The sequence below is a fragment of the Eubacterium ramulus genome, assembly GCF_003122485.1.
Taxonomy (GTDB): domain Bacteria; phylum Bacillota; class Clostridia; order Lachnospirales; family Lachnospiraceae; genus Eubacterium_I; species Eubacterium_I ramulus_A.
Genome location: NZ_JRFU01000142.1, coordinates 1 through 14,784 on the forward strand (window position 1 = coordinate 1; position 14,784 = coordinate 14,784).

The 14,784-nt window shown below is 42.7% G+C and carries 12 protein-coding genes and 1 tRNA gene; 11 read left to right on the forward strand and 2 right to left on the reverse strand.

Annotated elements, in window-relative coordinates:
• The first annotated feature begins 141 nt into the window (after positions 1 to 141).
• The 8 genes from LG34_RS12285 (at position 142) to LG34_RS12320 (ending at position 9,586) form a co-directional block, all read left to right on the forward strand.
• A tRNA-Cys gene (locus LG34_RS12285) sits at positions 142 to 212 on the forward strand.
• A gap of 168 nt (positions 213 to 380) precedes the next feature.
• Complete coding sequence (locus LG34_RS12290; protein ID WP_109216330.1) at positions 381 to 1,874, forward strand: sensor domain-containing diguanylate cyclase; 1,494 nt, start codon at positions 381 to 383, stop codon at positions 1,872 to 1,874.
• A gap of 247 nt (positions 1,875 to 2,121) precedes the next feature.
• Complete coding sequence (locus tag LG34_RS12295) at positions 2,122 to 3,663, forward strand: WD40/YVTN/BNR-like repeat-containing protein (protein WP_109216331.1); 1,542 nt, start codon at positions 2,122 to 2,124, stop codon at positions 3,661 to 3,663.
• 136 nt (positions 3,664 to 3,799) lie between these two features.
• Positions 3,800 to 4,699, forward strand: a complete 900-nt coding sequence (locus tag LG34_RS12300; protein WP_158582271.1) for a LysR family transcriptional regulator — start codon at positions 3,800 to 3,802, stop codon at positions 4,697 to 4,699.
• A gap of 34 nt (positions 4,700 to 4,733) precedes the next feature.
• A complete protein-coding gene (locus LG34_RS12305; protein ID WP_109216333.1) occupies positions 4,734 to 5,444 on the forward strand; it encodes a response regulator transcription factor in 711 nt (236 codons plus the stop codon).
• Positions 5,419 to 6,831, forward strand: coding sequence for a sensor histidine kinase (locus LG34_RS12310; protein ID WP_109216334.1), 1,413 nt, complete (start codon positions 5,419 to 5,421; stop codon positions 6,829 to 6,831). Before LG34_RS12305 ends, LG34_RS12310 begins: the two co-directional genes overlap by 26 nt.
• Positions 6,821 to 8,032, forward strand: a complete 1,212-nt coding sequence (locus LG34_RS12315; protein WP_158582272.1) for an ABC transporter substrate-binding protein — start codon at positions 6,821 to 6,823, stop codon at positions 8,030 to 8,032. Before LG34_RS12310 ends, LG34_RS12315 begins: the two co-directional genes overlap by 11 nt.
• Positions 8,033 to 8,239: 207 nt before the next feature.
• The gene (locus tag LG34_RS12320) at positions 8,240 to 9,586 is read left to right on the forward strand and encodes a GntP family permease (protein ID WP_109216336.1); all 1,347 of its coding nucleotides are present in this window, start codon (positions 8,240 to 8,242) and stop codon (positions 9,584 to 9,586) included.
• A gap of 276 nt (positions 9,587 to 9,862) precedes the next feature.
• Here the strand turns inward: LG34_RS12320 and LG34_RS12325 are convergent, their stop codons facing one another.
• Positions 9,863 to 11,170, reverse strand: a complete 1,308-nt coding sequence (locus LG34_RS12325) for an LVIVD repeat-containing protein (RefSeq protein ID WP_109216337.1) — start codon at positions 11,168 to 11,170, stop codon at positions 9,863 to 9,865.
• Between the two features lie 466 nt (positions 11,171 to 11,636).
• Between LG34_RS12325 and LG34_RS12330 the strand changes: the two genes are divergently transcribed.
• The 3 genes from LG34_RS12330 to LG34_RS12340 all read left to right on the forward strand — a co-directional run bounded on the left by LG34_RS12330 (position 11,637) and on the right by LG34_RS12340 (position 14,415).
• A complete protein-coding gene (locus LG34_RS12330; protein WP_181369364.1) occupies positions 11,637 to 12,656 on the forward strand; it encodes a LysR family transcriptional regulator in 1,020 nt (339 codons plus the stop codon).
• A 240-nt stretch (positions 12,657 to 12,896) separates the two neighbouring features.
• Complete coding sequence (locus LG34_RS12335; RefSeq protein WP_242979898.1) at positions 12,897 to 13,397, forward strand: RNA polymerase sigma factor; 501 nt, start codon at positions 12,897 to 12,899, stop codon at positions 13,395 to 13,397.
• Positions 13,387 to 14,415, forward strand: a complete 1,029-nt coding sequence (locus LG34_RS12340) for a DUF4825 domain-containing protein (RefSeq protein ID WP_109216339.1) — start codon at positions 13,387 to 13,389, stop codon at positions 14,413 to 14,415. Before LG34_RS12335 ends, LG34_RS12340 begins: the two co-directional genes overlap by 11 nt.
• A gap of 114 nt (positions 14,416 to 14,529) precedes the next feature.
• Here the strand turns inward: LG34_RS12340 and LG34_RS12345 are convergent.
• A partial coding sequence (locus tag LG34_RS12345; protein ID WP_431602615.1) for a DAPG hydrolase family protein occupies positions 14,530 to 14,784 on the reverse strand: 255 nt, incomplete at its 5' end.

The window sequence follows — 14,784 nt, forward strand, 5'->3', positions numbered from 1 at the left end:
CTCGGCTGTTAACCGAGTTGTTGTAGGTTCGAGCCCTACTCGGGGAGTTTTTTCGTAATTAATTATTTACGAAATGAATTTTCGCATATTGACTTATTCCTTCGGGAATGATATAATGCAAAAGGTATATTAATTAAATATGGCGACATAGCCAAGTGGTAAGGCAAAGGTCTGCAACACCTCTATCACCAGTTCGAATCTGGTTGTCGCCTCTAGTAACCTCAGAAATCAAAAGTTTCTGAGGTTTTTTATGTTCTAACTAAATAGAAGTGTAAAAAAACCGTAAATATTGAAATAAATAACTTTATTGTTAATTATTTATTTGGTATTATTATTATAAAAATAGGAATTAATAAGACCAAAGATGTGAGGATAAACATATGAGAAAAAAGACATCGCAGTTAAAAAATTATATTGTGGCAACTGGTGTTTTCATTATTGCGGTGGTAATTGGCATTTTAGTATTTTTTGCCGGAGTACAGCATTCTGTGGAGAAAAATTCACAGAGAACAATGATGAATAATGTAAAACGTCAGAGTGAACATTTGCGCTCTATTTTAGCAATTCATTATCAGTATTTGAATGGGTTGGCAAAAGAAATGGGGCAGGATGAGGAGCTGATTACTCAGGAGCATTTGGATAAGTTGATCAATATTTATGAATCAACAGATCTGGAGCGGACGGCATTGATTGAACCGGATGGAACGGCATATTATGACAATGGTGTTGTAAAAAATGTTTCTCACAGACGGTATTTCAAAGAAGCAATTAATGGACAGCAGACCTTAAGTGATCCGCTGGAGAGTAGTGTTGATCAGGAAACAAGAGTGGTTCTTGGGGTGCCGGTATATGATAAAAATCAGCAGATAATCGGTATTTTAGGCGGTTCTTACAATGTAACAATGTTAAGTCATATGCTGTTTGATGATCTGTTTGATGGTGAAGGCGATACATTGATCGTTAATCATACGGGAAAAATTATTACCTATGAAGATGGAAATGGTAATAAAAAACAGATTGAATATGGTGATAATTTATTTACATATTACACAGAGAAAAATAAAAATCAGGAAGATACACTGGCACAGGTGCAGGATGATTTTATTGCAAGTGAATCTGGTTTTATTCGCTTAGGTTTGGATAATACAAGTGCACAGGACTACTATATGACTTATATGCCAATCGGAATGAATGACTGGATGCTTTGTTATATTGTTCCGGTCAAAGCAGCGCAGAAATCCTATGCTTTTATTCAGGAATATGAAATGATCTTCATGTTGGTATTTTGCGTGTTAGTAGGTATTTTAGTTATTTATATTGCACGTAAAAATAATCGGGAAAAGGTAAAATTACTGGCAGTAGCACAGCGTGATGCTCTGACGGGATTGTATAACAAAGACTACACACAGAAATTTATCGAACGAATCTTACAGCAGGAATCTGGACAGCATGGTTTTGTGATTCTGGATGTAGATTATTTTAAGAGCGTGAATGACAGTTACGGTCATCTTGTAGGTGACAAAGTCTTAAGTATGCTTGGAAAATTTTTGCAGGGCCAGTTCCGGGAAGATGATATTGTAGGACGTATCGGTGGCGATGAGTTTGTCATTTTAATGCGCAATATTTCTGATCGGGACAAGGCAGAGCAGAGAATTCATAATCTGTTGAAGAATCTTCCGGAAATGAAGATTGAGGAAATGGATAACCGCAGTATTACAATCAGTGTTGGTGTGGCATTGGCACCGGATAACGGAAATACGTTTATTGAGCTGTATCGACATGCGGATCAGGCACTGTATGAGACAAAGAGAGGCGGTCGAAACGGTTATTCTATTTACAATCCGAATTGGACGGAGAATACGACAGAGGAATAAAAATTTTCTAAGAAAAATATATGTGAAGATGGAGAGTATCTTACTATAAATGGTTTATGGAAAATCATTATAGTAAGTGGTCAGCGTGGCGTATTTGAGTGTGATGATATTTTGAATAATACAAAAAGTGAGATTGCGATTCCTGCTATCAAAAAGTAATATATAATTAAAAAATATGTTGATTTATTAGTAGGATAGAAAACAGAGATATTTTTGGGATTTTGAAAAGCAGGAGTGTGATTTTGAAGTGAGTGCAATAAGAAAAATTTGTGGAAAATTGAACATTGTATGCTACCTGTTACTGCTATTTCAGGTCTGGCATGTATGTCAGTATGGCGGCAGACGGCTCAGTGTGATCATTATCGGAGCAATCGGAGCGGCTTTGATCTGTAGTATCATCATATGGAGCGTGATGACTGCTTATTTGAAGAAAAATGGAAGTCTGACACAGGAAAGAGGATTTTCTTTCTGGATCTCACTGTTAATCATTCTGATCGGAAGCGGCTGTGCTGTCGGAGGTGTGATTTATTCTGCGATTCCGGGACATGGACGGCTGGCAGAAAAGCTGCAGGAAAAGCAGACGGTTCAGTATGTTTCTTATGATCATGATAATTTTTTCAACAATGGTGTGCAGGGATTGCTGGATGATATTGGCAAGAAGATTGATCTGCCGAAGGAATTATACGTTGCCGGTGATGGCGTAAAAATTATTTTTAATGAACGTGGAACCGTGCAGAAGGTGAATACTTTTTTATATGGAAGAGATAAGAATGACAAAGACAGAACATTTCTGATTTCTTATGACGCAACCAAGAGTGACAAAATCAGAGTTGATCTGGATGGCTATACCAGTGGATCTTATGATTCTGATCATTTGTTGCAACCGATGATCCGTATTTTGAGTTTTGCAGATTGTCAGAAATATGTCAGTCGGTGGCAGAAAGCAATTAATGCGACATCGGGAAAAACTGTGACCTATGGTGTGTTATATTATGGTGTTCGTTCCTTTACAACCAGTGATGGATTGGAGTATCTGCCGGGAGATGTGGATGGTGACAGTGTCGTCAGTGGAGAGACAGATTTTTCTGCATTGGATGCAGGCGGAGAGATGAGCGGGTACGAAGTGTCTCTCTATATTCCGGGAATGGAGGATACGATCACACCGGTGCGTTATATGATGGAGCCTCAGTATACACCATTGAGTGAACTGTCGGAGGAACATGAGGCAGAACAGTCGCTGGAGGCGCAGTTGTCGGATGGATGGCATGTGGATCAGAATAATGGTTCTGTGGAATTTTATGTGGAAAAAAATCTGGGCTGGCGATTGGAAATCGTCGATGCGGCTGCAGGCAGCAGGTTTTATGATCTGAATCAGACGACAGATGGCGGTAAAACATGGACAAAAATAAATGAAGATCCGTTTGATGGGACAATGGGTGTGGCAGAAGGTCTGGAGTTTTTCGACAGTCAGTTTGGATTTGCGGGACTGGCAGGCGCTTCCGGGGCACATTCGCAGATTTATGTGACTTACGACGGTGGTGCGACTTTTGAGCCGGTGACATTGCCGCTGGATTCGGCAACGGAGTTATCTCCATATGCGTCGGAACTGCATTTTTCCGCAAGCGACTATCAGTATATGATGATGCCGGAAAAAGATGGTGACACGTATAAAATTAAGCTGATCAATCAGGTGGGCGAGCAGGAAGGAATCTGTTTTATGACTGAGGATCAGGGAAAAACGTGGACGTTTGCAGGAGCTTTTTCTGACTATGGTAATGATGGGGAATAAAAATTTTTCAAAATTCATTTAGCTATCATAATTCTCTGCTATGATGGGAGCATCAAAAGTTGACGGAAAGATTTATGGTGAAAACAGTAAATTTTACGGGCTTAAAATGTTCGAAAAACGCATGGGGGGAAATATGATGAACGACACGTTAGTACAAAGTTTTTTATCGGTGGCAGCAGAAGGCAGTTTTTGTAAAGCGGCAGAGAAAATTTATATTTCTCAGCCAAATTTGAGCAGAAACATCGCGCGTCTGGAAAAAGAACTGAATGTGCAGCTTTTTGACAGAAGTGGAAAACATATTGCGCTGACAGAGGCGGGACGGATTTATCAGAATGTATTTCAGAAAGTGGAACAGTGCATGGCAGATGCAAAAGAGCGGGTAGAGCGTCTGGAAGCACTGGAAATGGGCATGATCCGCATCGGTTATGTCAACGGATGGAATATCGGAAGTTATATTCAACCGATTTTAAAAAAACTGCGTCTGGAATATCCGGGAGTTAAGGTGTCTCTGGAAGCTTATAATCTTCAGGAGCTGTCTGCACGTTTTCAGATGGGTCAGCTGGATCTGATCATTACATTAGAAGAACGTGCGGCTAAGATTTATGATGCACAAACATTTGTGATCGATACGGCACCGGAAGTGATCTTGTTTTCGAATACGCTGTTTCGGAATAAAAAGAAGAACTGGAAGCCGGAGGATTTTCGGAAGGAAACATTTTTTGTGCTGGCAGATGACCGGGAAGATATGCAGGCGGAGTATATCCGGACAATTGGAAGTAAGTATGGATTTGTGCCGAATTTCTGCAGCGTAAACAGTATGGAATCGATTCTGATGAATGTGGAAAATGGTCTTGGGGTGACTGTCTGCAATTCATGGGTGAGAAATGTGTATACACAGGGATTTCAGTGCTGTCCGTTGGAACATTCCGTACAGATCGCGGCGGCATGGAAACAACCGGAGGAGCAGTCGGTACTCAATATTTTGCTGGCTATGATAACAGGAGAAGCATCTACAAGTTGCAAAATTATCGCATAAAAGTTATGATACAAAGTATCATGGGGGTGGGACAATGGCGAAAATTTTAGTGGTGGATGATGAATTATCGATCCGTATGGGAATCCGGGAATTTGCAGAATATCAGGGATATGAAGTAGAGGAAGCTGCCAACGGAAAAGAAGCGGTGGAACGTTGCCGGCAGAAGGATTTTGACGTCATTATCATGGATATTATGATGCCGGAGATGGACGGATACGAAGCATATAAAAAAATCCGGGAGATCAAAGATATTCCTGCGCTGATGCTTTCCGCAAAAGGAGAGGAATATGATAAGCTACAGGGATTTGAACTTGGAATTGATGATTACGTGGTGAAACCATTTTCGATTCGTGAACTGGTGGCGCGGATCGGTGTGATCTTGCAGCGGAATCAGAAAAATAAAAAGAAAACAGAGACGGAAGGCACATATCAGGAAGTAGAAAAATACGAATTTGAGGGACTTTCTGTCAATGTGTCTGCGAGGGAAGTTTTTGTGGATGGTGTGCGTGTGGAACTACGCCCCAAGGAGTATGATCTGCTGTTTTTTCTGGTGAGAAACAGAGGCATTGTTTTTTCTAGAGACGCGTTACTGGAAAAAGTGTGGGGATTTGATTTCATGGGAGATGACCGGACGGTGGATGCACAGATCAAGATGCTGCGGCATGCCTTAGGGGAACATCGCACCTACATTGTAACATACAGAGGGGCAGGATATAAATTTGAAGCTGATCAGAAAGAAACATAAGATGATGTTTGGTCTGTGGGTTGGATTTATGGGACTTGCAGGCGCAATGGCGATCATGTTCTGGATGGTGTTACATTTTTCGGTACAGGGAAAATATCAGGAACAGGCAGAAAATGACCTGAAAGCGGCCGCACAGTCTATCTGGGATATGTACGATCAGGAAGATTTTGAGGCAAATATCGCTTTTTTGGCGAAGACGAATGATTATTTTGTTCAGATCGTATCGGAAAAAGATATGCAGGTGTTGCTGTCGGTAAACAATCAGGGAGAAAATGCGGCGCCGCAGCAGGATGATATTGTAGATGAGACGCTGTTTCAGCGGTTGGATGAGTCGGATGGAATCTGTCAGTATTATGTAAAAGATGATGTCAGGATATCGAATTGGGTGGTTCAGGCAGTGGTGCTGGCAAATATTGACGGCGCCAGAGAAGTGCTGGTGGTGAGCAAATCACTGGCAGATGTGGATGCACTGATGCGGCTTCTGACCAGTCGGTATTTGCTGGTGACAGTGACGGTGCTGATTCTGGCATCGATTCTGTCTATCTGTCTGGCAATACATTTTTCGCGACCATTTCAGCATCTGAATAAGAGTGCACAACAGATGGCAGCAGGTGATTATAAAACTGTGTTTGTCCGGGAAGGTCCGGTGGAAGCCAGACAGCTTGCAGATACACTGGAACAGGCGGAACAGGAATTTAATAAAACGGAATCCCTGCGACGGGATTTTGTGGCAAATGTCAGTCATGATATGAAAACACCATTAACAGTAATTCGCATGTATGCGGAAATGCTGGAAGCCTTTTCCGGGGAAATTCCGGAGAAAAGGGAAGAACATGTGCGGATGATTCTGGATGAGACGGATCGACTGACAAACTTTATCAGTGATACTTTGGATCTGGCAAAATTGCAGTCCGGAACGATGGAAATGGAAGAAACGGTATTTTCGATTCGCGGCGTGGCAGAGGAAGTGTTATCCAGTGTCTGTGCAAACCGACCGGAGTTTCATTTTAAACTGGAATGCATGGAGGATGTGCAGGTGCAGGCAGATCGTCGTCTGATCTACCGGGTGATCTACAATTTTGCTTCCAATGCGGTAAAATATTCCGGAGATAAAACGGAGGCACGAATTCTGATCCGGCGGTATCAGGGCAGCGTCCGGGTGGAAGTCATTGATTATGGAATCGGAATCGAACCGGACAAACTTCCGTATATCTGGAACCGGTTTTATCAGGTAAAACCGAATGAACGGGAAAAATGCGGCATGGGTGTGGGCTTGAATATTGCAAGTGAGATCCTGAAACTGCATCATGCGCCGTTTGGTGCGGAGAGCACGCCGAATAAAGGAACCTGTTTCTGGTTTATGCTGGAGGCGTACGATGAAAAATAGAGTGTGGCAGGCAATTGTTGTGATCGTGTTTCTGGTGGTATTATCACGTACCGCCCTGCAGCGCGATCTGCAGGCAAGTGCCTTTGAAGAAAAAATTAATCAGTCTCTGGAAAACGGGTATCTGCCGGTGGTGGTTCTGTCTCAGGAGAGCGGAGAGTACCGTTCTCTGGGAAAATCTGCCTTGTGGGCAGCAGAATATGCGGCAGATAAAGTGAATGAAAATGGCGGCGTGAATGGCTGTAAGGTCCAGATCATTTCGGAAAATACCAATTCAGAGAAAAGTAAAGCGCTGAGTCTTTTTCAGGGTGCAAGCCGGGCTTCTTTTCTGGTTCTTGGACCAATGGATGCGCCGGAGACCGCGTATATTGCAAAAAATGTGGAGCGTAATCAGACTATTAATATTGCGGCATATTCTTTTGCGGAATCCAGAAATACCATGGCACCGCATGGAATCTCTTATATGAGCGATTCGGAGGCAGGCGATCTGGAGGAAGTGCGGGTATGGTCACAGGCAAATCCGGATATCAAAAATGTGGTGCTTTTTACCATGTCGGAGGATGAGTCTCAGGAAAATACGACGGAACTTTTGCAGGATCGTCTGGAGGATATGGGACTGCATCTTTTGAAGATCGTGGATATCAGGCAGGGAGCCAGTGATAAGGATTATGCCTATTATGCCATTCAGGCATTGAATCAGGGGGCGGACGGATATATTTTTCTGGTGCGTGGCAAGGAAACCGGAAATATTCTGTTGAAACTCAGAAGTCATGGAGTGGAGGAAGGTCGGCAGATTTCTACTTCTTTTTCCGCGTATGGCAGTGAATTGTTTGATGTGGCAGGAAATATGCTGGATGGCATTTCTATCTGGAATAAATTTGATCCGGTTTATCAGGGAAAAGACTGGCAGCAATTGCTGCAGGATTATCGGATCGCCCGTCATGGGACGGAGCAGGTGTCGAATCCGGTGGCAGATTATTATGATTCGGTAATGGCGATCTGTCAGTGTTATGAGGAATTTGGCATTACCAGTGAGAATTATAAGGAGTTTATTGGCAATCAGGAAGTGGTTGACTGGTTTTATAATTCCAAGCAGTTGAAAGGTATTCAGAGCTCTTACCAGTGGCAGGAGGGACAGAAAGTGACGGATTACCAGTTTTTCGTGTTTGATGGGAAGACGCCGGTGAACCGGAGCAGCAGGTAGTAATCGTGTAGATTTGTAGAAAAATATGCTGTTTCCCTGTGAGCGTGATGATTTCAAGAAAATGTTCTGCATGTGAGGAATGTACAGAAATGTTGTATATCAAAATTGATATGATTTAATAAAATTTTTAGTATTTGATTATAGAATGTTTATATTTTATACTAAGTATAGTCATAAAAATACTCAGACAAAGGAGGAGAATGAGAAATGGCTGCATTAGGTATTATAGGCATTATTGTTGGTGTCGCTGTTTTGATCTACGGCGCATACAAAGGAATCAGCACAATTATTCTTGCACCGTTATGTGCACTGCTGATCGCGTTGTTCAACGGAATGAACCTGTTGACAACATTTACAGACACTATGCTGCCAAGCGTATGTAACTATGTTACAGCAATGCTTGGTCCGGTATTGATGGGATGTGTTATCGCTGCATTATATAACGCAAGTGGTGCTGCATTATCCATCGCAAACGCATTATATGATTTATTCACAATCAAAGCAAGAAAACAGGCTGCCGCAGGTCAGCAGGTTGTTATGAAACCGATTCTTGCTATCCTTACAATTTATGTAATCGGTACTGTACTTGCTTACAGTGGAATGAACCCGGTTGTATTGATGTTCATTTTATTCCCGATCGCTATGGACTTGTTTGAAAAAGCAAAAATGCCAAGAGCTATGGGCCCTGGTGTTGTTTTAGGAGCACTTGCAACTGCAGCATGTTCTATGCCGGGTACTACATCCGACCAGAACGTTATCGCTGTACAGATGCTTGGTACATCTCCGATGGCAGCAGCAGTTCCTGGATTTATCGGTGGCGCAGTTGTCCTGATCCTGAACATCGTTATGATGAACATTATCTCTAAAAAAGAAATCGCAAAAGGACACGTATACGACGTTGCACCAAACGCACCAAAACGTCCGGAGGGACAGAAAACACCGCACTGGTTACTTTCCATTATCCCGATCGCAGTAACACTGATCTGCTTTAACGGACTTGGATGGAACATTTTAGTAAGTATGATGCTCAACATCATTCTTTCCCTGATTTTCTTCTTCCCATATTATGGAAAATTCTCAGGACTGAAAGAACTGATCAAACCGGTTGGAGAGCAGACAACTATGCTGGTTCTTCAGGTTGGTTTACTTGGAGCTATCGGTGGTGTCGTAGCAGCATCTCCGGCATTCCCGGTACTGACAAACGGATTATTAAACATGGGTGGTCCGGCATTATTCAAGGTAGTACTTGCAATCGCATTACTGACTGGTGCATCCGGATCAGGTCCTGCAGGTCTGTCCGCTACATTACCGTACATGTCAGAGACATTCGCAAGCATGGGTATCAACATGAGTGCTCTGCACCGTGTATCCGTATTTGCATCTCAGACACTTGATACATTACCGACAAACCCGGGATATATCATCGCTACAGGTATTGCAGAAGTTGAGATCAAAGATTCTTACAAATATGTATTTATTACAACTGTATTAAATACAACAATTACAGCTCTGGTTGTTGCACTGATCCTGACAATTTTCCCAGGTCTTGCATAAGCAGCGTAAGTACATAATGAAAAAAACTGATTACTGGAAATGGAGATTTCTCCATATCAGGTAATACAATCCCTTCCAAACAGGAAGAAGCAAAAATAAGTGCCGCATGGTTTTCCTTTGATGAAAGCCACGCGGCATTTTTATGGTTTATAGGTTGAAGTTTGCAAAGTTAATTCAAGTTGAACGTACGTGAGAGTTGGTACGTGATTCTGGTTAATGTAAGTTGACATATTCTTCTTTGAATCACTGCACATCCTCTAAAATCATATATGATTTCTAAACCAGACAGCGGAGTACAGATAATCCACCATTGGAGTCTGTAATATAGATATATCCGCGATCATCCACCAACACATCTTCACAGCGGGCAATAATCTGGCCGTCGTTCATCATTTTCGGAATTGGCCATGCGTCTTTTTCCGGATCTGCAGGAATATAATAAGCAATTTCCCGAAGGTTAAAAATATCCGAAGTATCATAAACGCGGATACCGCCGTTGAAACAGGTGAGGTACTGGCGATCTGGTCGATCCTCATAGTGAGGCTGTCCCTGTGGCTGATGGAAATTGTGCAGTCCCGGGCGACCACCTTTTTCTACATAGTTTTTAAACGGTGCATCTTCCGGTACGGAATATGGCGGAAACATGGAAACCAGTGTCGGTTGTGTTTTGTCAGAAATATCAACGATTCCGGCAAATTGTGCATGTCTGCCGTCGCCACCCATTTCCTGTGTCAGAATCAGATAATCCTTGTTATAGCCACTCATCGGTAATGCAGTGTGACAGGAAATAAAATCGGAAAATGGCGGGTCAATTTTCAGACTGCCCACATATTTTGGACGGGTAACGTCATGCACGTCCAGAATTACCAGTCCGTATCCGCAGTAAGCCAGATAAGCATAGCCGTCTTTTACCTGTGGCATATGCAGATGATAATGTTTGTAACCCGGATAAGGGGAAAGAGAACCCGGCTGAATTTTGGAAGTATCCCATTCAACATGATCCATGCCGTCTAACCACTGTTCCTTCAGATACCAGCGACCGACTTCCTTTGGATTGGCAGGATCAATAATATCAATAATGCGCAGAATGTTGTTCAAAAATCCCGGACAGGTGGAGGTTGTGTATACATAGCGGCCACCGTCATAGTAGTTCCGATGGGTGCTATTTCCGTCAATGCCTTCACCGCCGCCATTGTCCCAGTAACCAAGCAATTTCGGGTTCATCGGATCTGTTTTGACATCCCAGATTTCAATACCGGAGTCATAATCATCATAGTCAACTCCTTCCATTGGAAGAAAACGGACACGCTGTCCGGATGCGGTGATCATAATGCCGTCTGCAATCTGAATTTTCGGATGAACGGTTCCGGATTTCCCACGGGGATCGTCCAGATGTTTGCAGATGATGTGTTTCGGATCTGTGACATCCAGAATCTGCCATCCCTGATGATAGTAGGTTGTGACATAGAGATAATAGTGTCCGTTCATGACCTGAAGTGCCATTTGAAAACCCGGCTGCCCGTTCAGATCATGTGTGGCAACCAGTTCCATGTTTTTACTCAACGGATGTTCCAGTTTAACCATAGTAAATACCTTCCTTTCAAAAATCCCAATTTGTGATAGTTTGATTGTACAATAAGAACTTTTTCGGTGTAAAATATGGTTTTTTCATGGTTTACTATAACAAAATAGAATGGTAGATGTTACAATAAGAAAAAGGCATAGAGGGTAAGTAAAGGGAGAGAGTGGAAAAGTTTGTGATGTGGAATATGGGGATTTTAGAAGAAAGATTGTACGTAGCAGAGATAGATCAGATGTGAGATGAGTCCAATATCTATAGTTGTTGAGCAGCATTTGAACGCAGAATAAGCATTCCCCCGCTTCAAGTGCGTAGAGCACTAAGCGGTGGGTAAAGGGGATGCTTATGTCAGTGGGAGTTAAAAGCTCCCACTGACAGGTCGCAAAGCGACTGCGTTCATGAGCAAGTAGCGAAAGCGAATTGCAAATGTCCGCTTTACTGATTAGAGATATAGATCAAAGGAGAAGTTGTATGAATCAAAGACAAATTGAGAGTTTTCTGGCTGTGGCAGAAACGGGAAATTTTACCAGAGCAGCGGAGCGTTTGTATATTTCACAACCGGCAGTAAGTAAACAGGTGCTGTCACTGGAAGATGAATTGGGTTTTTCATTGCTGATCCGGGAATATCATAAGGATGTACAACTGACGGAAGCAGGAAAATTGTATTATGATTTTTTTCATAAAGTTACAGAAGAATATAAGGCGGTATATGAGCAGGCGCAGCAGTATCAGCAGAAAATACGGGGAACGCTGCGGCTTGGAATCCTGACTGGGTGGAAAATTCAGGAAAAATTGCAGAAAGTGCTGGAGCAGATGAAGCAGGACTATCCGGAGATTGAGATCCGGATGTCTTTTGCAGATCTGGAACCGTTGCGGAAAGAGGCGGAAGCGGGGAAGCTGGATCTGATTTTTACCATTCGGGATTCCATAAAAGATGCAGAGTATGAAAGCAGACCGCAAAGCGACTGCGTTCATGGGCAAGTAGCAAAAGTGGATTGCGAATGTCCGTTTTACTGGGTAAAGCTGGCAGAAATGAACCGGGTGCTTTTTTATGCGGATGATTTATTTGAGAAAATGCAGAAACAATCTGCTAATAGAACGGCGGACAGTGTGAAGAAAGCAGAGGGAGACATTTTTGCGGAATCGGGGGATGAGGATAACAGAACGGTACAGGATTTCCGGAAGATTACTTTTTTTACGGTGGCAGATGGAGAGTATGATTCTGCAGAACTTGTGCGGGAATATATGCGTCCTTATGGATTTGAGCCGAAGGTGCAGCTTGTGCCAAACATTGAAGAAGCGGTGGCGCGCACTTACAGCGGCATGGGAGCGATGATCATTGATGAATGGTCGCGGGAGATGAAAAATACTTCGTTGCAGCATATTGTGTTAAATTCCTGTAATGAGGCGGTTCTGGCATGGAAAAAGGAAAATAAAAATCCGGCGTTTGCGTGTTTTTTGCAGGAAATTAAGAAGTTGTTGGAAAAATAGAGTTGGTGGTTGAAAAAAGTTGAACGGAGATTTGATAAATTCCAAAAATATATGTAAAAAGAGTTAGAGAAAAGGAAATGTGCTGTAACGAAAGTGGAAAAACAGTTATTAATAGATAGAACAACAAAAATACAGGTTGCTTTAGTGAGTTTTTAGATGCAGTTGGAACAGTTAGGATATGGAGTGCATTTAAGAAAAAATAACTTTGAGTGGAAAGGAGGGGAAACGCAGGTGCAGGATATGGATGCTGTTTACCGTCAACATGCGCAGACGGTGTTTAAATATCTGATGTCATTGACACATGATGCGGATCTGGCGGAAGAACTGACGCAGGAAACGTTTTATCAGGCGGTACGAAGTATTGATCGTTTTGACGAAAGCTGCAAGATCACAACGTGGCTGTGTGCCATTGCGAAAAATCAGTATTTTGCTTATATGAAAAAACATGCGCGGCTGCAGGTTGATCCAGATGTGGATTTGATGTTTGATGGAGCGGGCATGATAAGAAATACAGTGTCGGCAGAGCAGGAAGTGCTGCAGCAGGTCGGGCAGATGGAGTTATTGAAAAAACTGCATGCGTTTCCGGAACCGGGCAGGGAAGTGTTGTATCTGAGGATGTTTGGAAATTTGTCTTTCCGGGAGATCGGTGAGGTTATGGGAAAAACAGAGAACTGGGCGCGGGTGACTTTTTTCCGGGCGCGCACGAATCTGAGGAAGGAGTTGGAAAAGGATGAAAAATGATCTGACGTGTGAAGTTGTGCAGGATCTGCTTCCGTCTTATGTGGATGGACTGACAAGCGATGTGAGTAATCAGGCGGTGGAACAGCATATGAAAACATGCGAAAGCTGCCGAAAATTATATAGTGAAATGAGAGAACCGATGAATGGCGAAGATGTATCTGAGATAAATGATGGACAAAAGGCTGATTCCAAAAAATCATCAGAAATTGATTATCTGAAAAAGATTCGAAAGAAAAACCGGATGCGGATTTTGGCAGCAGTGCTAATCGTTGTGATCGCGGTTGGTGTGGGACTTTGGAGCAAAGTATATGTCGTTGGACAGGAGGTAGAACAGGCAGAGTTCGTGCAGGCAAATGTGGCAGTTGAAGATCATAAGGTATCTGTGCAGGGATTATTGCTTGATACAACAAAAGGTGTATCAGATGTGGCATTTCAGGAGAAGGATGGCATTGTGACGGTATCTTTGCGGGAAACCAGAAAGTCATCATTTCATACTAATGAATTTCAGGCGGATTATCAGAGCGCTGAAGACGTAAAACAGGTTGTTTTGGAAAATCGGATTTTGTGGGATGATGGAGTGTCGATTGACGGAACTGTTTCAGATCTGTATCAGAGTAGAAATCCATATGTGGGAGATACTTCGGCGGATGGACGGTCTGTGCAGGCTGCCAGAGCGGTTCTTGGAATCAATGATGGTGCGTTAATTTCTTATGGTACACAATTACAGACGTCAGAGGAACCTTACGGATGGACGTTTTTGAATGTACAGATTTCTTCGTCTGACAATGTGGAACGGCTACATCAGGAGATGAAACAGCTTGGTTGTCTGTTGATTGCGGTGACAGATAATCTGGGTTATGTCAGCTTTGAATATAGCGTGGATGGTGCAGAAAATGCGGATGGAAATACGACATTGACTGTGACGGAAGCGGATGTGGATGCGATGGCGGGACAGTCGGTGAAGGCGATGGCGCAGACACCGGAAGGATTGCAGCAGTTAGTTGATTTAATCAAGTAGCGAAAGCGAATTGCGAATGTCCGCTTTACTGAAATTGAAAAGAGCGAAATGATTTTTGACGATCACTTCGCTCTTATTTTGTAAATGTGTATTAGTGTAAATTAAAAGTATCTCTTACAGAGTATCTTTTTCCTCTGCATATAAGGCAGGCAGAATAGCTGCCAGGTTTGTAAACTCTTTGATGTTGTGAGCGAATAATCCCTGTGGTACAAATGGTGGGATGGATACGCCTTCCGGAATTGCTTTTACAACATTTCCGTCTTCATCCATACGATATCCGATCCAGAAACGGGATTCAAATAATACACCGTCTTTGTATGGATGCCATTTGTGCGTCATGACAGCTGCACAGCTGCTTTTTCCAACTGC